Annotated in this window: 15 protein-coding genes; 1 reads left to right on the forward strand and 14 read right to left on the reverse strand. The window is 32.6% G+C overall.

All coding sequences use genetic code 11. The features are described from left to right. Window positions 1–150: 150 nt before the first annotated feature. The 7 genes from CN601_RS20055 to CN601_RS20085 form a co-directional block, all read right to left on the reverse strand. A complete protein-coding gene (locus CN601_RS20055; protein WP_098172107.1) occupies window positions 151–747 on the reverse strand; it encodes a ComF family protein in 597 nt (198 codons plus the stop codon). Window positions 748–827: 80 nt separating this feature from the next. Then, on the reverse strand, window positions 828–1,961 hold the full coding sequence (locus CN601_RS20060; protein ID WP_179865624.1) for an ATP-dependent helicase ComFA: 1,134 nt from the start codon (window positions 1,959–1,961) through the stop codon (window positions 828–830). Window positions 1,962–2,458: 497 nt separating this feature from the next. After that, window positions 2,459–3,301, reverse strand: coding sequence for a DegV family protein (locus CN601_RS20065; RefSeq protein WP_098172109.1), 843 nt, complete (start codon window positions 3,299–3,301; stop codon window positions 2,459–2,461). 294 nt (window positions 3,302–3,595) lie between these two features. Further along, on the reverse strand, window positions 3,596–4,273 hold the full coding sequence (locus tag CN601_RS20070; protein ID WP_098118828.1) for a response regulator: 678 nt from the start codon (window positions 4,271–4,273) through the stop codon (window positions 3,596–3,598). A gap of 171 nt (window positions 4,274–4,444) precedes the next feature. Beyond that, complete coding sequence (locus CN601_RS20075; protein WP_098172110.1) at window positions 4,445–5,614, reverse strand: sensor histidine kinase; 1,170 nt, start codon at window positions 5,612–5,614, stop codon at window positions 4,445–4,447. Between the two features lie 291 nt (window positions 5,615–5,905). Then, window positions 5,906–6,952, reverse strand: a complete 1,047-nt coding sequence (locus CN601_RS20080; protein WP_257131761.1) for an LCP family protein — start codon at window positions 6,950–6,952, stop codon at window positions 5,906–5,908. An 86-nt stretch (window positions 6,953–7,038) separates the two neighbouring features. Then, a complete protein-coding gene (locus tag CN601_RS20085; RefSeq protein ID WP_098172111.1) occupies window positions 7,039–7,659 on the reverse strand; it encodes a YigZ family protein in 621 nt (206 codons plus the stop codon). Window positions 7,660–8,871: 1,212 nt separating this feature from the next. On the opposite strand from CN601_RS20085, the gene CN601_RS20090 reads away from it, so the two are divergent. Continuing rightward, window positions 8,872–9,528, forward strand: coding sequence for a sugar transferase (locus CN601_RS20090; RefSeq protein WP_098118832.1), 657 nt, complete (start codon window positions 8,872–8,874; stop codon window positions 9,526–9,528). A gap of 500 nt (window positions 9,529–10,028) precedes the next feature. Here CN601_RS20090 and CN601_RS26585 read toward each other — a convergent pair whose 3' ends face one another. The 7 genes from CN601_RS26585 to CN601_RS20125 all read right to left on the reverse strand — a co-directional run bounded on the left by CN601_RS26585 (window position 10,029) and on the right by CN601_RS20125 (window position 22,786). Then, window positions 10,029–11,651, reverse strand: a complete 1,623-nt coding sequence (locus CN601_RS26585; protein ID WP_142317384.1) for an Ig-like domain-containing protein — start codon at window positions 11,649–11,651, stop codon at window positions 10,029–10,031. A 133-nt stretch (window positions 11,652–11,784) separates the two neighbouring features. After that, window positions 11,785–14,217: an SH3 domain-containing protein gene (locus CN601_RS20100; RefSeq protein WP_098172112.1), complete on the reverse strand. Its 2,433-nt coding sequence runs from the start codon at window positions 14,215–14,217 to the stop codon at window positions 11,785–11,787. Between the two features lie 287 nt (window positions 14,218–14,504). Next, on the reverse strand, window positions 14,505–15,107 hold the full coding sequence (locus tag CN601_RS20105; RefSeq protein ID WP_098118835.1) for a lysozyme family protein: 603 nt from the start codon (window positions 15,105–15,107) through the stop codon (window positions 14,505–14,507). Between the two features lie 455 nt (window positions 15,108–15,562). Beyond that, entirely contained in the window at window positions 15,563–16,807 is a 1,245-nt protein-coding gene (locus tag CN601_RS20110; protein WP_179865625.1) for a TcaA 3rd/4th domain-containing protein, read from the reverse strand. A 549-nt stretch (window positions 16,808–17,356) separates the two neighbouring features. Beyond that, on the reverse strand, window positions 17,357–17,953 hold the full coding sequence (locus CN601_RS20115; protein ID WP_257131762.1) for a YARHG domain-containing protein: 597 nt from the start codon (window positions 17,951–17,953) through the stop codon (window positions 17,357–17,359). A gap of 226 nt (window positions 17,954–18,179) precedes the next feature. Further along, the gene (locus tag CN601_RS20120; protein ID WP_098172113.1) at window positions 18,180–19,826 is read right to left on the reverse strand and encodes an outer membrane protein assembly factor BamB family protein; all 1,647 of its coding nucleotides are present in this window, start codon (window positions 19,824–19,826) and stop codon (window positions 18,180–18,182) included. A 296-nt stretch (window positions 19,827–20,122) separates the two neighbouring features. After that, window positions 20,123–22,786 carry an Ig-like domain-containing domain gene (locus CN601_RS20125; protein ID WP_098172114.1) on the reverse strand — a complete coding sequence of 888 codons (2,664 nt, stop codon included), beginning with the start codon at window positions 22,784–22,786 and terminating at the stop codon, window positions 20,123–20,125. Window positions 22,787–22,930 lie beyond the last annotated feature (144 nt).

The raw sequence follows: 22,930 nt of genomic DNA on the forward strand, positions 1-22,930 counted from the left end.
TCACCTCATCGTTAATCGCTTATTACCTCTACAATAGGCATTTTGCTCTATTTCTAGTTTTTTCTTTCTATTATATTCAGTGCACATAATTTATATCGGCAAAATTAGTAGTAAAATTAATTCCTTTTACACATGACAATACACTAACACTTATGCACGAATTAATGTTAGCGAATATACCTCAGCAGCACCATTTTCTAACAAAATTGTTGCAGCATCTCGCACGGTTTTTCCTGTTGTATATACATCATCAAGTATTATTACTGATTCATTATCGATCTTCATCTCTCCACAAAATGAAAATATTTGATCTCGGTTTAGCCTTTCATTTCGGTTTAACTTACTTTGCCTTTCTGTATGAATTCGTTTTAAACATTTGGTTAAACTTAACCCGGCATAACGCGCAAGCTCTTCTACTTGATTAAAACCTCTTTCGTTTAATCTCTCATTACTTAACGGGACAGGCACTATTTTATAATTTCCAAAAGAATTTTCATAGTTTTCTTTCAAATCTTCAGCAAATAATGATGCTAATTTTACATCACCACAAAACTTAAAATAAGTTAACCACTCTTTTATTTCATTTGTATAATGAAATATTGATTTATTTATAATCAGAGGATGATTCGGATTTTGCTCCTTATATTCTAAACAATTTTTACAAAGCTTTTGATTCTCTAATACATGGCCACAACAAATTTCACAAACTGGATCAATAATTTTTATAAACAGCCCTTTACATTGCAAACATACGATATCCTTTTTTTCAAAAAAAAGTTTGTGCAATGTAAAATTCTCAATAAACCGACCTCCGCAATATATACAGATCATTTTTTATCTAGCCATCCTCTCTTCAGTCCTAATTCATTCATTAGAAGGATTTGCTTTTTAGCTCTAACCATTTCCTCACTAATGCCATTATGAAAAAAAAGTACCTCTCCGGTAGCATAATCAATATGTCTTCCCGCTCTACCTGCAATTTGAACGAGTGCACTTTCAGAAAAAACCACTTCATCAGCACCTAGTACTGCAATTTGACTATTTGATATCGTGACACCTCGCTCTAAAATAGTCGTTGTTATCAAGATTTGAATTTCGCCATTTCGGAATGCACGAACTTTTTCATATCTAGATTGGTCTTTACTATGGACTGATGCAGTTTTATTAGATATCTTTTTAACAGCTTCTTCTATATAAATACATTCACTAATCGTCGGGATAAATAGAAAGATTGGACAGTCTTCTTGTAGAATTTTTTTTAGCCATTTCTCTAGTGGTTTTGGGAGTTTTTTTGATTTGTGGATTACTTTACGCCAATTACCAATCCATTCGAAGTCTGGCACAGGCAGAGGTTGTCTATGGTATCTAGCGGGGACCATAACGTTATTAATTCTATTTTTTAGCGCTAACTGTTGTTGAGTTGTAGACGGAGTGGCAGTCAATTGTATCGTTGAACCTATTATTGTTCTTGCTTCACTTGCAACCCAGTGCAAATGCGTTTCAATATTATAAGGAAAAGCATCGACTTCATCAATAATTAGAAGATGGAAAGCATGCCTAAATTTAACCAACTGATGAACTGTACAAATTGTTATTCTATTTCCATCCCATACTTCTTCACTATCACCATAAAGTATTGCAATTGAAATAGTAGGGAATGCTTGCCGAAAACGAGTAGCTAATTCTAAAACAACATCTACTCTTGGAGTCGTAATACAAACGAATTTACCTTGCTGTAGTGCAGCATCAATTCCGTCAAATAACATTTCAGTTTTTCCTGCACCACATACTGCCCAGAGAAGCAGACTTTGATTTTCATTTACAGTTTCAACAACCTTCAGAGAAGCTTTCTCTTGTTGAGGCGAAAGCTTTCCAGTCCACTCAAGTCCAGCTATTGAACGATCTAATTTCATATCAGCTTCATTTAAAATAAGCTTTGTACAAGTTGACATTTTCCCCATAATGATACACTTTCGACAATACGTACATTGCGAAGAACATTTATAACAAAAATGAGTAGCAAAAAAATGTTGGTCTTGATTACCACAACGAAAACATTGATAACGAGTTTTGACTTTTTGAACTGCTTGAATGATTTGACTTGTTGGAGGGAGATCTTGAGGGTTAAATGTGGGGCTGAGTTGGCGTTTTCTACCTAAGAATTCGTCCATTTTTTACCTACTTTCTTTAAATGATTTTTTGGAGGAAAAACAAAAAGATCCCCATGTTTATAGGCATCTTATATACTTTTCATCATTATATTCATCAATTAATTACTTCACTGAATTAATCGAAGTAGCAAGTGACGACTTAAGATAATTGTAACGACAAAGTTCCTTCATCGCGCATATAACACTTTAAAACTTTATGTCAGAAAATCAGATAATTTGTGTCTTTATAAACACTTTCTTCCATACTCTCACCAATAAAAAAGGCCCCTAATCAAAGGAGCTTCTACTCAAACAATATACCAACCCAATCCTAAAGCACCATCACCGAGATGCGTTCCTATGACTGGGCCAAAATATGAAATTTCCATTTCAGCATTCGGATATGCTTCTCCGAGTTGTTGGGCTAATTTTTTGGCATCTTCTTCACGGTTGGAATGAATAACAACTGCCTTCATTTTTTCACCTTTTGATGCAACTTCACCGAATAAGTCTGTAATTCGCTTCATTGCTTTTTTTTCAGTTCTTATTTTTTCAAAAGCTACGATCTTTTTGTCTACAAATGTTAGGATTGGTTTTACTTGTAGTAAACTTCCTACAAACGCTTGTGCACTTGATAGTCTCCCACCGCGTTGTAGGTGATCTAGATCATACACCATGAAGTAGGCATTTGCTGATTTTTTTATTTCATCTAAACGAGCGACGATTTCAGAAGGACTTGCACCATCTTTGGCCATTTTCGCAGCTTCAATGACATAATATCCTTGGACCATACAGCTAATTTCTGAATCATATGCTACTACCTCTAAGTTATCAAACATTGATCCGGCTGTAACCATACTTTGATATGTTCCACTTATTCCAGATGATAATGTGATCGCAACTACTGCCTCATATTCCTTTGCTAACTGTTCAAATTTATCAATAATCGTGCCATAAGCAGGCTGTGATGTTTTTGGTAGGTCCTTTTGTTCTCGGACCTTAATAAAAAATTGTTCAGCTGTTATTTCAATTTCCTCTTGATAGGATGCATCTCCGAAAATTACATTAAGTGGCAGCATATGTATATCTAAAGAATCCCTTAATTCCTGAGCGATATAGGATGTACTGTCTGTTACAATTGCAGTTCTCATTGTCATATCCTTTCTTACAAATAGTCGTTTAACTATGTATTTAATAATTTAATTTTACACAACAAGCTTAGTAAAATCATTGACTTTTGTTCTCTATACTCTGAGGCAATTCGACAATTCCTTTAGAGTTAGAAAGAACTATTATACTTAAAAGCCTATGAGTTGAAAAGCATAACCGAGTAATTAAGGCTTCTTACCAAACGATTTCTAACTGAAAGATGTGGTCTTAGTGCGCCTCTCATTCTACCAAAAAAATAAAAATAGAGTATCATATTGATACTCTATTTTTTCAGATTATTTCACTTCTACCCAAGCATTACGTATAGCCGTTACAACAGCATGAGTACGGTCATTTACTTCTAGTTTTTGTAAAATATTACTTACATGATTTTTTACAGTTTTTTCACTAATGAAAAGCGCTTCACCAATTGCACGGTTACTTTTGCCGTCTGCTAACATTTGGAGTACTTCACATTCTCTTCTTGTCAGTAAATGTAGCGGACGACGCACTTCTACTTCGCGAGATTTAAATAATTGTTCTTTTAATGATAATCGTCTAAATTCTTCTACTAGATTATGAGTAATCTTGGGATGTAAATAGCATCCGCCTTTTGTGACTACCTTAATTGCTTCAATCAAAGTATCTGAGTCCATTTCTTTTAATAAATAGCCTCTTGCTCCTACTTTTAGAACATGAGTTACATATGATTCATCATCGTGAATAGACAAAATGATAACTTTAGCATCAGGATATTTTTCTAGCAGTGCCTTTGTAGCCGTTACTCCGTTCATATTTGGCATGTTGATATCGACAATTAATACATCTACTTGATGTTGATCCATGATACCCACAACTTCTGTACCGTCTGAACCTTCAGCAACAACATCAAAACTTTCTTCAAAATCTAGGATTCTCTTAATTCCTTCTCGAAACAGTTTATGATCATCTACAATTGCAATTCTAGTTTTCATTCCATTACTCCTCTGCCATTATTCTAGTTTGCCTATCTATCGAAATTTGTAGAAATTGGTATTTTTTTCTAAATTATAGTATATTTTAGCATAATTTATTGATAATTTCGACGTAATTATCCAAAAACATGAAACAAAATTTTATTTTTTAAAATTTTCAGACGTTTGTTTTTATATTTCCAATTCTACTTCATTCTCAGTTTTTATTTCTAAATCTATTTGAATAGTTGTACCAACATTTATGATTGATTCGATTTTGAAATGACCATTTAACAATTCAACACGCTCTTTCATACCTGTTAATCCAAATGAATTTTCACTTTGCCTTAATTCAACAGGAAATCCTACTCCGTCATCCTTAATCAAGAGATTAATTTTATTTCTAAAAAATTCTATTTTGACAAAAATCGTTGAAGGATTGGCATGCTTACAAGCATTTTGAACTGCCTCTTGAATCAATCTAAAAATAGCAACTTCTATTTTTGAATTTAAACTTCTATTCTCGTACCCATAATTCTCAAATTTTATTTCAATATGGGTATGAGACTCAAGCGACTTAAAATATTTATTTAGTGCTGAAACTAGACCTAAATCTTCTAATGCCATTGGACGTAAATCATAAATAATCCTTCTTACTTCCCCTAGTGCATTGCGGACCTGTTCCTTCATATCACTAAGTTCTTTCCTGGCATCTTCTTGCGGTCTTTGACGATAAGTTTTAATTAAAAAATCTGAACGCATTAATATACTCGCTAACGTTTGAGCAGGCCCATCATGAATTTCGCGGGATAATTTTAAACGTTCTTCTTCCTTAGCATGCAATACTTGCAATCCGAATTGTTGCCTCTGTTTTGTATCCTCAAGTAAATGACTAACTTGCTCAAAGTCTGTATTAAGATAGTTTAAAACAATTGAAATACGGGAAATGATTAATTCGGCTCTTTGCAGTTTTTCAAGCAAAGTCTGAAGTTTACATTCTATTTCTTTTCTTTTATGGATTAGAACTTTTTCTTCTTTTAATGAAAGAAGAAAATCTTCCTGTATATTTTGGGCTATATCATATGCAGCCTTTATTTCGGAATTAGTATACTTCATGTAGTTTTGATCTACTTCCGTTAACCTTTGTTTTGCCGTTCTCGCTAATAAATCTAATCTAGCTGTATTTTCAATCTTCTCCACTACTTGAACTTTTACTTCTTCAAGCTCTACTCTTAAATTCTCATATTCAGAGCGAGTATCTTCAACAATTCCGAACACGTGGGACTTACTATCTATAACAGAAGAGAGCATATTATCCATTATTTCGTCTAGTGTCTGATTGTCCATTTTCCTAGCTGTCATTCACCTTTTCCTCCATTAGCCTATTACTATATGACTAATTATTTTATGTATATTTAATATTATAATGTAATTAGGATTATAATTGTACAAAAATTTAAAATAAGCAAAAATTTTTATATTTTCCGATTCTATACTAATAACACCGGCATTTATTGTTATTTTATTATAAATTTTAAAAAATACATACCGTTATATGACATCATTAACACAATGTTAACAAGTATTACAAGCATATTACGTTAGACCCAAAAAAAAAGCTGATTCCTCTAAAAGAATCAGCTTTTTGACTATTTATTGACTGGTACTATTCTCATTTCCAGATCCTTGATCCGGATTAGACGTACCCTTTGCAGGTGGTTTATCTAAACCTAGGTGCACACGGAACTTGCTAGAAATATCTTGTACACTTTGTTCTTCAGGAACATAGTAGTAAATCTTGTTGATTGTAGCATCATGACCTTCTAATTTTAATGTTTCTAAATCAGTTGGAGAGATGTTTGGTAAATGCTTCGCAAGCGAAATACCGCCACTCAATTTCATATTCGTGCTAACGTTTTTACTAAATACCTTCGCATATTCATCCATCTTCATAATTGTTTCCGGTGATTTAATCTCAGCTAATATCGACTTAATTACTTGTTGCTGTCTTTCTTCACGTCCAAAATCACCTCTTGGATCACGTTTACGCATACGCGCATACGCTAATGCCTGTTGGCCATTTAAATGCATCATACCTTTTGTAAAGTAAACCTTTTTCCTTGGGTGAGTATCAGTATTTTCCCAGAAGTCAAATGGTACATCAACATCAATTCCACCAACTGCATCAACAATATTTTTAAAGCCATTAAAATCCACTGTAACGTAGTAATCAATAGGTACATTTAAGAAATTTTCAACAGTATCAACTGTTAATTGTAAACCACCATATGCGTATGCGTGATTTATTTTAGTTTTTTCTGCGTGACCTGGAATATCTACATATGTATCACGAGGAATACTCATTGTTTTTATTGTTTCTTTTTTCGGATTAAAGGTAGCCAAAATCATCGAGTCAGTTCGTCCGCCTTTACCACCAGTCGCATAGTTTTCAATCCCTAAGAAGAGAATAGAAATTGGATCTTTCGAAATTGCAACTTTTTCATTTCTTAGATTTGACGAAATATCCTCACCTTTTGTTGCTTTATTTAATTCAAGATATGTTCTAACACCTTTATATCCTACAAAAATTAAGGCAATTATTATCACTAGTAATAATACTCTACCAATAACACTTCTCCTTTTCTTTTTTCTTTTCTTGGCCATTTTTCGAGAATGATCCTGATTCTGTTTCTGATTCATATGTTCGAAGAGACCTCCTTTAAAGTTAGTATGATTTTTCTATATAAAATTAGTCAAAAATTTTACAATTTCAAACAGCTTGACTACTACATGTATTTAACAATACTTTCATTTATCTGGCAACTTCCATTTGTTAACTCAATTATCCAGCTTTTGAAACTGTCAACTTCATTAACTTTTATCCAAAGTTCAAAACTTACTTCATCTAAATGGATAACATTTTCTAAATGATAATGCGAATTACGTAATTCGAACTCAACTTTACCTAATAATTTGTAATTAATTTTTATATTCATTACTTTAACTAAAGAACGTTCAACAATACCAACAGCATTTAAACCTTCACTAACTGCTTGTCCATAAGCGCGAATTAGCCCACCTGCACCAAGTTTTTTTCCACCAAAGTATCTTGTAACTACAACAACCGTATCTTTTAATCCTCGCTTTTTTAAAACCTCTAGCATTGGTACTCCAGCAGTACCACTCGGTTCACCGTCATCATTAGCCTTTTGGATTTCATCATTTTCACCGATTAAATAAGCAGAGCAATTATGAGAAGCATCAAAATGCTTTTTTTTAATTTCAGAAATGAATTGTTGCGCATCGCCTTCAGTTTTTGCTTCTTTTATATAACAAATAAATTTCGATTTTTCGATCTCAATCTCATGACTGCCATAGCCACGAACAGTGAAATAACTCGCTAGCATTTAACACCTAACCTTTCGACTAAACTAATAAAATTTCGACTCACTTCCATATATTACTACAATTATTCATTCCAATCCTTAAAAAACACTAATATTCTTCAAAAGTAAGTATTTACTGACAAGTTTAGATGCAGTAACATTAATAATAGGATATATTTACACCTATGATGGATATTAAGAATAGTCCAAAAGAAATTGAAGAAAGCTCTGCTAATCTTTTTAAATTTTCATTAATTTAAAAAGATCGTTTTTACACGAGCTAACTAATTTAATGTAATGATTCAATTCAAAATTAACTTAATTTTGATATTTACTACACATCCAAGTAGCAAGTACAAACCCTCTATAAAAATCCTTGATTTAAACAAACGATTGCATCAAGAAATTTCCAGATAAAAGAACATAATAAAAAACAATTAAATAAAAAATTCCACTTCACCGTATGAGCAGTCCAAACACCAACTGTTTTTTTAAATTTACTTTACTCCATATTTGAGTCATTTAGCTTTTTTGTTTAAATACACTACTGTTTTTTCTAAAGAAGAAGTTAATACTAATTGATGAGAAAAATATAAGAATCATCTTTACTAAGCAGTAATAAGCTTAATAATGCCGGTAATTAAAAATGTACTTGAAGGTGAGCGGTAAGTTTAAAAAATTTTCGCATCCCTTCCATTAAGAAGCGTCACTCCACTTAGAATATTTACTAAAACCCAATAATCCAATTTAGCTATCATTAGAAAAGATCTGCTGCAAAACAAATGTCTCTATAAAGTACGAAAAGCTTAAACAAATATGGTAAGGGAGTTGATGTTAATCAGGAAGGAGAAAGTTTTGCAATTGGAGAAGTACATAAATTATATAAAGTACAAACACACTAAATTAATCTTAAAATTATTTTGAAAAAGTGCTTTTCAAAACGAGGTATTTTTCTACTGACTTTATGCTAAAATAATAATACCTAAAAAGTCGACCTGGAGTTGATTATTTACTAATTAATGTAATTCCGATTAATAAATCATTCTTGTACACACTATAAGTGTAAGGTACCCTTTTTATGTACAGTAATAAGCTTGTAACATAAAATTAATTTGATTTTTTTCTATGAACATTTATAATTGTTATGATGTTATAAAACGTAAACGTTATACATTAGGACATGTTGCAATGCACTTGCAAGAATGGGCCTAAATTATAAACTGGGGTGTTTAAATGGCCTTACAGAATACTCAACAAAAGGTTGAAAGCCGATATTCTATTCAACAATTTGAGTCATTAAAAAAGAAAAGTATTTTTTATTCATTTATAAAAAGAACGATGGACATAGTCTTTGCGTTGTTCGCATTTGTCATTTCTTTACCATTTGTTTTGTTCTTTATTGCATTAATTAAAATTGATTCTCCTGGACCAGCTCTTTTTATACAGGAACGAGTTGGATTAAACGGTAAAATTTTTAATATATACAAGTTAAGAACAATGCGTATGGATGCAGAGGTAAATGGACCACAATGGGCTAGTACAGATGATCCTCGAATTACAAAGCTTGGTCACTTCCTGCGAAAAACTCGTATCGATGAATTGCCACAGTTCGTCAATGTACTACGTGGTGATATGAGCCTCGTTGGACCGAGACCAGAAAGAGCATTTTTTTTAGTAAAATTTAATCATGAAGTACCAGGCTTTACTAATCGATTAACCGTGAAACCTGGATTAACTGGTTGGGCACAAGTGAATGGTGGATATGAATTATCACCTAAAGAAAAATTAGTTTTGGATTTACATTATATTGAACATCAGTCAATTGTATTAGACATTCGAATAATGTTTAAAACAATAAAAGTTGTCTTAACTGGTGAAGGTGCTCGTTAAATAATATAAGACAAGTCCAAAGTACTACTTGAACGAAAAAAATCGAAGAAATTAAACTACGGCCTTTTCTCAATTGAGGAAAGGCCGTTTAATTTTCTTCAGAAAATACGCAAAAGCCCTAAAGGCGAAACTATGTCGAATTTTTCTTCCAGTTGCAAATTTATCCCCTATTAATGTACAAAATATTTTAAATTTCGAAAATTACCCACATTTTCAAAAACTTATTAACAATTTGTGGATAACCTTCTATACTTATCCACATATCAATTGTTTATAAATTAACAACTAATACAAAGAAATATGAGGATACGACAAAATTCTTCTAAAATGAAAAATCTTCTTGTCGATAAGATTGAATTTTACTCACAAGTTATCCACATATTAGAATAAATTTTCAACATTTTAAAACTTCTATATGTTGATAAGTAGGGCAATTATAAATTATCAGTAAAAAAAGGATGCTCCCAAAAAATTACTTTGGAACATCCTCGTTATTATGATCATTTTATAACTTTAATTGTACGCACACTCTTATTTCCCGACTTATCAACAGCATAAACTTTTAAACTAGTATTCGCACTTTGCGCTTTTATAGACACGGAAAATCTACCACTAGAATTAACTGTAGCTTGACCGATTAAAGTACTACCTCTGTAAATCTTTACTGTTGCATATTTCTCCGCACTACCAGTCACAGTTCTTGATTTAGTTGTTACTTTATTAACCGTCGGCACAGCTGGAGCTGTTTTATCTAACACTTTTAACGACTTATTCGCACTTACATTTCCAGCCTTATCAGTAGCAGTCACAATAACTGTAGCTCCACTTTTTTGCTTTGATATTGTAAATTTGTAGCTTTTATTCGAAGCAGCTGTTGTGCTTTTTTGATACTTGCCACTAATATATAGTTTAACTGTAGAACCAGCTTCTGCAGTCCCAGTTATAGTAGTTGAATGATCAGTGATCGTATTCATTGAAGGTGTTGAAGGTTTTGTTTTATCAATTGTAAAGTTGATCATTGTTGTATTACTTACTTCATCCTTCACTACTAAAGTATATTTGCCTTCCTTACTAACTGTTTGACCATTCTTAAATCCAGCGCTATTTAATGTTGCTGTTCCTTCATTAAATGTAATTTTTACATCTTTATTGTAAGCAATATTATTTTTCACACCAATGACAATTGGAGCTATATTCTTTTTAGCAATATATGCAGAAGAAATATAGCCTGTTGTTTTTCCATCGGTTGATTTAACCGGGAACCATACAAAATGATTTGAACTGCTATTAGGTTCCGTGTATTGAAAATCTCCATTTATAACAAACTCTTTATTTAAAGATTGAGCCGTACTAGACGATGAAGTATTTGGTTGAGTCCTTAATCTTGCACCTTCTGTCGTTACTTTGACGATGTCACCTTTTTTCAAGAAATACGGAGACTCATGCAATCCATTTGTTATTACATATACTAATTTATTAAACTTAATACTCACACTTGAATTAGAATCATAAGTAAAATCATCATATGCAAATGGAAATTGAGCAAGCTTTGTACTACTTAAAAAGCTTTGTTCTTCGATAGTTTTAAATACTTCATCTTGATAAGTATCCAGATTTCTTGAGCCATCATTCCGTTTAATAGGGCTATTTACAGGCATCGTACCGTTATAGGCCATAACAGGAAAATACCAATTTTCAATTATTCCTCTTCCGGCATCCTTTATCTTAGGAAGTGCCGATAACCCGTACTTCTGATCTAAAATATTAACACCAGTTTCAATATTATAAACAATGTCACTTTTTAATCTTTCAGGATCACCAACAGAGTCAGTCACCTGCATAATACCGATGCCATTATCTAATGTAACAATTGGTTCACCTTTATCGTCAAATTGTTTCCAAGAAGACTCTTGCATTGCGATTGATTTTACAACCTCAGGCGGAATATTCTTATTTAATGCAGCATTTGTTAATAGACAATTAATTTGTTGATTAGATGGATTTACTTTTTGTTTAATATCGCCGCATTTCGCTGACCAGTCCGTTGCCGCTGATACTTTACCACCGAGTAAACCTATGGAAAGCGACGTCAATAAACCGACTTTTAATATCGTTAATTTCAAAATTTAACTCCTCCCCAATCCTCATAAATAATTTTCTATCTTTCATTGTAACATACAATCATATTATTCTTTTAAATTGCTAATTAATGAAACTAGTAAAAAAAAGTGACTTAGAAAACTAAGCCACTTCTGATTATTTTAATTCTTGTTTCACATAACTTGAAGAAACCCAACCATAGCTACCGTTTTCTAATTGGATTTTATACCATTTTTTTGTGCTATCCATTGTTAAAGTTCCATCAGTATTTGTAACGATACTTACGTATTTATTAAGGGGTAATACCGCAATTATATTGTTTTCGGCTGTTGTTGCAGATGAGCGAATGTTTACATCACCTGTTATTCTCCCTAAATTTTTAACAGATAAGGTTTGAGTATAAGTATTAAACTTGATACTGCTTGTCCAATAAACGTTTCCATCTATCGATAATTTCACCCAATAATCATTTGTTTTTTCAAGTAAAAGGAAAGCTGTTCCTGCAGTAATTGATTTTACTTTAGTCGCATCTCCCTTTGCATTGTATAGATCGATGTTTCCTTTTGCAACTGCTTGGATATTAACTGGGAATACATCGCTTCCAACCGGAGTAGGTGGGTTACCAGGAATCACAGTATTTGGCTGAGCTTTATCATAGTATGCTTTATCAAACGGAAGTATTTTTTGCATATGCTGTGCAATCAATTTACCCCAGTTTGGATCAGTTGCATAATAGAAATTCATCCCTTCACTTGCCGCATCAATTCTTTTATTACTCATATCTTTCGTACTAAAACCAAGATACGGTCCATTATATTTCCAGTTAGTTGGATTTAAGTATGTTGATTTAATTGATCGTGCAATATACTCAACATTTTCTTGTACACTCATAAATTTATATGATGCCACGAATGGAGTTATATCATATGAACCAAAACCAAATAGATTATTTTTTCCTAATGAAATTTGAGAAGTACCAAAACCACTTTCATGTATAGCATGAGCTGCTAAATAAAGTGCATTTACACCATATTTTTTTCCAGCATCTACAAATAGCTGCCCTTGTCCAGTCAGAATACTTTTAGCACCACTTTTCACATTACTAGCAACATAATTATTGATTTGTGCTGCTGTGACAGGCGATGGTGTACGCAGATCGATAAATTGATAGCTATCTCTTGATGTCATCGGGTCTCCTGTTTTTACTTGCTCGATATATGAACCAGAGACGTATCCTGTTTTACCATTATAGCTAACCTTGTACCAATTGTTTGACGCTTTATCAGTTGCGATTAAAACGATGTTAACCGGTACAACCGTAAGCAATGAAGATGAAGCATCATACGTTTGGCGTAAATTCAAATCCGATGTCGTAATATAAGTCGTATCCGTTATATCAGTCACTGTTACTTTATTAGTATCATCAACTAAAGGGGTCTCATATTTACCAAAATCAGTTACTTTTACATATCCAGGCGTACCGTTATAAGTTACACTATACCAATTGCCAATTTTTTTATTTATTGAAATAACTGTATCCTTTGGTATTTGAGTAACTTGTTTAGAAGCATCGCCGAATGATTCAAACAGATAAGTTGAGTTAAGCGCTTTATAATTCGTTGCAGTAAATGTCGTGAAGCTACTTGCAGTTACATCTTCGCTCTTAACGTAAAGGTTTTGTCCATTGTAATTAACTCGGTACCATATCTTGCCTGCTACATCTGTTGCTTTTTGAGTCGAAGCAAAACCATTGTCTCCATTTACTGTTGCAACTACAGGTTTTGCAGGATCTGGAGTTGCGTATAAATTCGTAACCGATTTTGTAAAATAATATGCAGTACTTGTCGTTTCGTATTTTATCTCATTGACCTTTGAAAAATTATTAATGTAAACATAACCCGTTTTTCCATTAAGAGTAACGTAATACCAATTACCAATTCGCTTAGTTGATGAAATGATCGTACCACTTGGAATACTTGTTAAAACTTTAGATGAAATACCATATGTTTGATACAAACTTGTACTCTTAATTGCCTTATATTTTGTTTGAGCAAACGTGGCAACTACGCTTTTTGTAACATCTGCACTATTTACATATAATGTTTTACCATTATAACTGACGCGGAACCAAGTTTTACCGACACTGTTAACTACGTTTTGAGTACTGCTAAATCCATTGTTAGCAACTACAGTGTATACTGCTGCCTTTTTTGTATCAGCTGTTGGATATAGCTTGGTAGTTTTATTTGTAAAATAATAGGCAGTACTTTGAGCATTGTATTTATAATATTCTTTTAAATAAGTACCACTTACCCAGCCAGTTTTTGAGCTATAAGTCACTTTGTACCAATTACCATTTCTTTGTGTAGCTGTAATTATTTTTCCTTTTGGAATCGTCAAAAGTGTTTTATAAGTTGTACCTGCACCCTGTCTCAAATTAAGATTTGCAGTTGTTTGATATTTCGTTTTAATATTTACGACTGCTGCACTCGCTTTTGATACTTCCATGCCAATATTAGGGCAGGAAATACTGGTGGTTCCAACTAAAATACCCGTTGATACCAAAATTGCTCTTCCCATTTTTTTCATTTAGCTAACTTCCCTCTCCACTTTTTCCATTAAATAACATTATAAGTTTCTTAATCTAGTAAAATAAAAGTAATAATTTCAAAAAAATTTAACAAAAAAGAAACACTAAACTTAATTATAAGTCAAAAAATGTAAAAATTTGAATTGTTTTTACAAGAATTATATCGGTAATAATAGGAAATTGTTTTGTTTTATCGAAACGAAAACTATTTTGTAATTGAATTGACACATTTCTAAAAAAAAAGTTAAAAAGTCCATAAAGAAGAAATTTATCTCTTCTTTATGGACTATGGATTTCCTACTATATTATGTTTTAGTGGCACTAAAATCTCGAAATACTTTGCTTTCTTCATTACCTTTTCACTATATGTGAAATCACCATAACAATATGGATATCTAAAATTTTTCTTATTATTGTTACATGTATAAAGCTCGGGATTCGTATCCACCATCGATAGAGAGTAAGTTTTAGCAAGTTGCTTAGTATGTTTACCACCATGCATTTTTACAAAGTTAATATAAGCAATCCCCATATTATAACTTTGAATTATAGTGGCTAAATCAACACCTTGCTTCTTACCGTAGGAATATACGTCTTTAAAATGAGCTACTCCTTGTTGAACACTCTTCGATGTATCTTGAATACTATCCTTAGCAAGTCCAAGTGATTCTGAAGCCTGCATTGGATCTTTACCCTTCCCCTTTGTTTCCTGCATCATTAGTCCTAGAAGTAGGGGAGTGTATTCTTCTAGATTAGCGGTCTTCAATTCGGTATAAACTTGAGATTCATACTTCAAAACGCCCTGGAAATAGTAGCGATATATGGCAAATAAACCTACAACTGCCATAAGAAGTGTAAATAAAAGAAGTCTTTTAATAAATTTCAACATTTCTATTCTTTTTCATTACCTCCTAACATTTCTGCCTTAATCCATTATATCGAATATTCATATTTAAAAAAGCAATGTCATAAAACTACATATATTTGACATTAAAATGTGAAAAAAGAAATAATTTTTATAATCAAAGCTTAATAATTTTCGTATCTAACTACTACTTAAAGTGAGTAAATATGAACTGATAAAGCAAATTTTCACCTAAACAATTTAACATATCAAAAAAGAGTCCAGGTTAGTTTTGGACTCTTTTTCAATATCTAGACAAGATACAAAAAACTTGATTTCAGACTGATTGCAAGCGCTTGTCTTTCGAGGCGCGAAGCCTGGTGAGGAGCGGAGTTACCCTAGACGGTAATGAGCACCGCAGACAGGTGAAGCAACGAAGAAAGCGAGCGTTTGTCAACAGTCTGAGAGTCCAGGTTAGTTTTGGACTCTTTCAAAATTACCTACTTTATTTCTTTTATTTTTACGATACTGTCCATTTTTAACTCATCATTTTCCCTTGAGAAATGATAAGTAATTTCGAAAGATTTCTTTTTAGCTTCACCATGTTTATCTGTTATCTCATATGTTTCATTTGTCGTAATGATCATGCCTGAATCATCTTGTTTTGAATTTTTCATTGCAAAGCTAACAAGCTTTTGAGTAGTATCCTTCTTCTTAATTTTATCTTGGTATTCCTTTGATTCTAAAAAGGCTTGGCCATTTTGATTAAATAATCCGTTGATTAATTGTATTTCTTCTAAGTCAGATGAAGGCTTTGGACTTGGTAAGTATTTGTCAAAGAACCGTTTAAGACCTGCAAAGAAACCATCCTTTTCATCTGTCTGATCAGGATTTTCAATTGACGTATCGAACAGTAAATCTACAAATTTACCGGTTACCGGGATATCATCAGTTTTATATACTTTGCCATCCTTTTCAACTTCAGCGTGAACGACCGTTTGACCATTTAATAAAAACGGACCAACTTGTTCTAAATCACTAATTTTTTCCCCTGTATCTTTTCCATTTACAAATAATTCAGCATCTGGTTCATTTGAATAAATTTGCACATAACTAACATTAAAAGTTAATTCTTGAGTCAATTTATTCTTGGTAGCGGCTGAAAAATCTAGATCGACCGAATCCTTGACATCACTATATGAACCTTTATAAGAAACAGCTAATGTATATTTTCCAGGTAAAATATTACGATATGTTTTTTCGTATTGACCTATTTTCAACTTTGAATCTTGATTAACTAACTTTAACTCGACTTCATCTATGGGTGAAGAAACCTCTAATTCAAATGGTTCGACTTTTATTGAATACGTTTGGTAAATGCCTAAAAATTTACTACCTTTTTTAATTGAAATCACGTGATTACCACGATCATCTACTAATTGGCTGTTAATTACTTTATTTTTCTGTACCATATCACCGACTTCATCTACTAAATCAGTGCTATTCATGTAATCCATAAATGCAATCACTGAATCTTCATCCAAAGATGCTGTAGTACCACCTTTTTGTAACAAATGAGTAACTTCTTTATAGTTATTATCAGACACTGCTTTTTCAAAAGACTTTACTAATCTGTTAGGTGAATTTAAGTAACTAAAAGTCAAATGTGTAATTACTATAGCGATAATGGGTAATAAAATAAACAGCCATTTTCTTTTAATATTAGGTATTCGTTTGTTTCTCATTGATCGTATACCTGCTCTTGATAAAGAATTTTTTTCCCTCAATTGAGTTTTCATTTATTGTTAACTTCCCCTTAAACTTTCATTTTATATGTTTTTGGCTTTTGATTTTTTAAATTGTCGTACTATTTTAGAAAATAAATAAACTAAATTCTATCATACTATTTTTTATTTACTCGGTAAAAAGAAATTTTTATGACAGTTCCAATCTTAGATTAAACTAACTTGCTTTATTTATCCTTACAATCATCATATTTACTTAATAAACTTATAGCAATCAGACATTGAGGCTTTCATTTTGAGGTCATTAACCGAAAGAAACGCTTTATTTTATATTGTTGAAACTAAAGGGGGAGGTACTCTACCTTTTGAAACTTCACAAGGAGGAAAAAGAGTAAAAAGGGATGGATTAAAAGAATAGACAAAAACTGCCTGGAAAATCTTTAGTGATTTTCCCTTTGGTCCTGCCATTCTTTAATCCACCCCATAAGAATATTGTATTAATTTAGAGTTATAGCCAAGAAATTAGTTTTCGCTCAAACAAATCTATAACTATTCTTTCGATTTAATTAAATTTAAATTATACTTTTCCACATCACTTAGAGCACCATTATATGCTGGATTAGGACTATACCATGATTTTGAAGTGAAATAAATCGTCAAGTCACTCGATTGAAATACAAAACCATGTCTTGCATAAATTTCATTTCTCGCTAATCGTAACTCACTTGAAGTTAATTTACTTAAATCTTCATTTGTTAATTTTCTAAGATTGCTATCTGGAATAATATAACCTTTTAATTTATTCTCATCTTTAGCTGCGTTTGTTTTTTTAGCAGCAGTTTTTTTAGAAGCAGTTTTTTTAGCAACATCCACAGATTTTGTTTCAGTTTTCTTTTCTTTCTTTGTAACTTTTTTCGTCTCTTTATTGGCTACAGCTTTTGTAGCTTCATTATTCGGATGCATATTTCCTTCATTCATTATTTTCGGATAAACATAAAAAATTGCTGTGGCTACGATTACTAGCACTCCAGCTATTAGAAACATTAATGGAAAATAACGATTATTTCCATCTACCTTTTTTTCGTTATTTTTAACTTTTCGATGTTCTGATCGACTTTCAACTTTGTTTTCCGTCTCATAAGCCAAACCTTTTCACTCCTCTAATACAGTATAAAATAGTAGGTTCATCATATTATCTAACCTATTTGCTAAAAACCAATTATTTTAATAGAAGTTTAATATGTAATTAATACAATTGAAAAGACCGTTAAATTAAGGTATTGAATTTAAGCCCTTAAAAATTATATTATTATCCAATTAAAAAACCCCTAGCTCCTCAAATGGAATTAGGGATAATAAAATTCTACTATAGTTATTGTATATTTACACTAATATATTTACCGCCTCTTGTTCCAACAATGACTTGTTGTCCGACTACAATTGGTGATGCTTCAATATTGGCACCTAAATTAACCTTATTTACAATTTTTCCAATACCATTGATTAAGTACAAGTTTCCAACCGAGTCACCTTGAATTAAATAGGCCTTTTTATCCTTTGTATATACTGCTACTGTTGATGACCATCCGTAGTTTGGTAATTCTAGACGCCATTTCTCTTTACCCGTAGCGGTATCATAACTAATTAGAAGCCCACCACTAATTGTTTTATATCTTGAAATATTAAAAATTACTTGCCCTTTTAATGATCCAGTTCCAACAATTGGAGTTGCAAGTAATCCACCGTTAACGGGGTGATTACCCTTTATTGAATAACCTGGTATCTTTTTCTCCCAAACTACTTTTCCGGTCAAACCATTTAACTTTTGCAAACGGGCGTAGCCTTTTGTACCTTGCTTATCGATTTCAGAACCAGTATATAAAAACGGAGTACCATTAGAATTCTCAATAACAATTGAAGCATCAGTATCATCATAAGCATTATTTGCCCATATAGGTTTTTTCTTTATTATATCTAACGCTTGGATGCCACCACCATTATCAGCAAAATAAGCTATATTTTTAAATACCGCTACTGAATTTTCAATACCTTGATAAGAATTATTTTTAAGTTTATAACGATATTTTGAAATCGCTGGTGAAATTTTTATCTTTTTAGCCTTTGGATCATATTTTGTATTTAGTTTTATGAAATAAACTAATCCGTTTTCTCCTCCAACTAGCATTGCATCGTCATTTCGATTAAATAATGCAGAGCCATCAAAAGCGCCCCACCCTCGGTATGAGTATGAATCAATTCCCGGAATAAATGCCAATTGAGAACCATCAATTAAACTAAAGATTCTCATTCCTATTTTTCCAGTTTGAGGAATGCCTTGACCTACATATAAAAGGGGATAGCCTCGTGGGTCTAGAGCTACACTGCCTTTAATTGGATTTTGAATATTTATTGGCTTTCTCGTTTGCTTTCCTGTTGCCAAGTCTAAAAAATAAACCCTTCCATCTAAGGAACCGTAAACTACTTCTTTAAAGTTTTTCTTTGTTTTATATTGAGAATATAAGTTCATAATTTTTTGTTCTTGTGGCTTCCATTCTATTACACTAGGTTGACCCGTCCATCCTGATCCCCCACCCCACCCAGATGAGGACGATGTTTGAAAAGACCAGCCTTTTACTAACTTTTGTTTTGAAACTACCGTCATTCCCATTGAAGCATTATTTCGGAACGGTCCACCTCGAAAGCTAAGTATTCCATTAACAGCTTGATACTGCTCCGGAAAAGGCTTAGTAAAAACTTTTGTGTTATTACTGAAACCATAAGATAAATTTTTACTGCTAGTGAGTGGGTTCAGTTGCAATGGTTCCCATTTATTTAGTTGATTTGTTGCAGTTTTTTGAAGTGCTTGGTCACTAATCTGTTGATTTGTAGCAGCAATTACTTCATTAGATTTTAATAACTTTAGTTTCTGTTCAGAGTCCTTATGTTTCAACGATGGTGAACTAAATATACCAGCTAATAGAATTGCAGCAGAAAAGATTACACCGATCCTTGTCTTCAATTAAGCCCTCTCCCTCATATCTTAGTAGACTATTTATATGAAACTACTAAGATTATATAGAATAGGAAGTAAGTACGTTGTCATATTTTGAAATTTTATAGTTATTTTCACTTAAAAATATAGAAAACCAGCCAGTCGACGAAAATAGAAGTGTAGTTCCACTTATTCCCAAATGTTGGAAACTGCGTCGATTTTCTTCACCGTTGTCATTTATACTAAAAAAAAAGGAAAAACCCCACTGAGATTTTCTCAGTAGAGCCTTTCTCCTAATAAACGTATTATCGTAAATTGAAATACTATTGAACTGCAATGCTATTAAAGTTTACAGCATTATTATTAAGATCAACAATGTCAATTGTACTTTGTGCTTTAACCTGAAGCCCACTTAATGTAGAAAGTGGAGACGCAAGCGCAATTGTTAACTTATTCCCTGAAATTGTCTCAGTAGCCTCAGCCAAAGGCGTTGTACTATTACCTTGGAAAACTTCTAAATCTGCTCCTACATTACCACCATCTTTAATTGCTTCAATAAATGTTACTTCAATATGAGTTGAATCAATTACTCTTGCTGCGACTACTGTTGGACGAACCGTCTCTTTAAAGCTACGTGCCTTAACATCCGCATCCATTACTGCTCCCGCACCAGTAGCTACATTTTTAACAGTAAAGATTCGATCTCCAGTAGTAGTAATAGCATCCGTTCTTAAAGTTAACTCAACGGTTTTAGCATCACCTTTAAAAATTGCAGTTCCTTCAAATGGTGAAGAAATGCCTTCTACAGCATAATTTGAAAGATTTAACGCAGTCGCAGGTGAAACTTCACGATCAAAGCTAACAAGAATTTTGTTATTTGTTTGGTTAAAATTAGACACTACTGGTTTTGTCGTATCAACCGCTGTTCCAAGTTTGAATGTTACAACTCTAGCAGCTGACGAATTAGTAGCTGTATCTAATGCAAAACCTACCGGTAAGTTTAGTGTAAAGTCGCCAGTTAATGCTGGTAATTTTACTTCAATTGATTTACCGTCTGCTCCATTAATTAAATTAGAACCGCCAGCTAATGCTGGAATAGCTCTTGTAATATAATCTGAACCTACATAAGTACCTGTAATTGATTTTGTAGTATCCACCGTTACATCTTCATTGTAATTTAATACAAGATACTGCTGTCCACTTACATTTTTGATACTTTGGCTTACGTATAGTGGTGCATTTCGATCAGTAGTAATTTCTACTACCTTTGTCACTGCATCCATCGTATTTCCTGCAAGGTCTTTAACCCCACCAATTACTAGGCTTTGCACACCAGCAGTTAAACTTGAAGAACTAAATGTTACGACTTTTTTACTTGAATCAATTGAAGTTGATATTCCAGCTGATACTCCATTTACAGTTAATGTAGCACCAGTAGTATTTACTTCTTCAGAGAAAGTGACAGCAATTTTGCCAACGCCAGCTGAAGCAACAGATGTTACTGTTGGTTTTACCGTATCTACATCCTTTTTAACGACCGTTACAGGAATTGGATTTGGTGTTAATAAGTTTCCTGCAAAGTCTTTAAGTCCAGTGATTGTAAACGTATAGTTTTGGTCTTTATTCATTAAAGCTGGAAGTGTCACTGAGAATGATTTTTTATTTGCTGATAAGGTAATGTCACCAGCATAAACTGCAAAACTTGTAGGACCAGCTACAGATAACGCAGTCGCAATTTCTGAAGTCGTTGCATTGATTGGTTCACTAAATGTAAATGTCGCATTTCCGTTAGGTAAATATGTTAACCCAACAAAAGTAGGACGAATTTGATCAGAAACTGTAATCGTGAATGTCTTTTTAGCAAAATCTACTTTATCAGTAGATTTAACTTTATCAATAATGACATCATAACGTTTATCTAGTTTTGATGAAGATGTGACAGTTAATGTTTTCCCATCTGTACTAAGTTCACCTGTAAGCGTCCCTGCAGCAATATAGTCAAGGCTATTTACCGTTACAACTCCTGAAAATAGATTCCCATTTGAGTCAAAAATCGCAGATGAGTCTACAGCTTTATTGAACTTAATTTCAATTTGTGAAGCGTTAATTGCATTCGCTGTCAAAATTGTAGGAATAGCTAACTTGGCTTGTTGAACTAAAATTCGATTTTCTAATTTTTCCTTGTACTCTTTATCTTTTAGACTTGAAACTGCATCTTTAGCAGCTTTTAATTTATCAGCATCATCAGAAGTTAATGCTTCATACTCTACAACAGCTTCAGTTGCTGCGTTATATTTATTTACTACATCTTGAATCTCTTTAGCTTTCTTATCAATAGAAGTAATTAATGAAGCTTTTTTACTTAAATCTTTCAACTGTGCTACTGCAGTTTCTGCAGATTTTTTTACCGAAGCTGATTTATTTGCATCAGTTGGGTTCGTTACATTAAAACTTTCATATTTTTTCACGGCTGCAACAGCTGCATTGTATTTTGTTACAACACTTTGGATGTCTTTTTCCTTTTTATTAATGGAAGCTGTTAATGAAACTTTTTTACTTGAATCACGTAACTGCGCAACTGCACTTACAGCTGATTTCTTTATCGCTACTGATTTATTAGCATCCGTAGGATTTTTTACATTATAGCTTTCATATTTTTTTACAGCAGCTACTGCAGCATTGTATTTTGTTACAACAGCTTGATTCGCTTTTTTCTTGTTAGCAATACGGTTTAATAATTTAGTTTTTGTAGACTTATACTTTGAAGAAGTTAATTTTGCAACTGCAGCTCTTGCAGCCTTTTCTTTTGTTTCTGCTGCTTTTGCGTTTGTAGGGTTTGTTACATTAACAGCTTCATATGCTTTTACAGCTTTCTCCGCAGTTTGAACTACAGTTTGAGCAGCGGCAGCAACAGGAGCTACGGCTGATGCTACCATTGCAGCCGTTAAAGCAGAAGTAATTATTTTTTTATTTTTGTTTAATGCCATTCCAGAGGTCCTCCCTAAGCTTATTTTCTAGAATAAAAAGTAGTAACTTGCTCTCTTTGCTGTCAAACTAAGATGATTAATTACCCTTATTCAAAACTTGTTAAATTTTGGGTAAATTAGCTTTTTTTTCTAGTTTTTTTTACA

The sequence above is a fragment of the Bacillus sp. AFS017336 genome, from assembly GCF_002555445.1.
Classification (GTDB): domain Bacteria; phylum Bacillota; class Bacilli; order Bacillales; family Bacillaceae_G; genus Gottfriedia.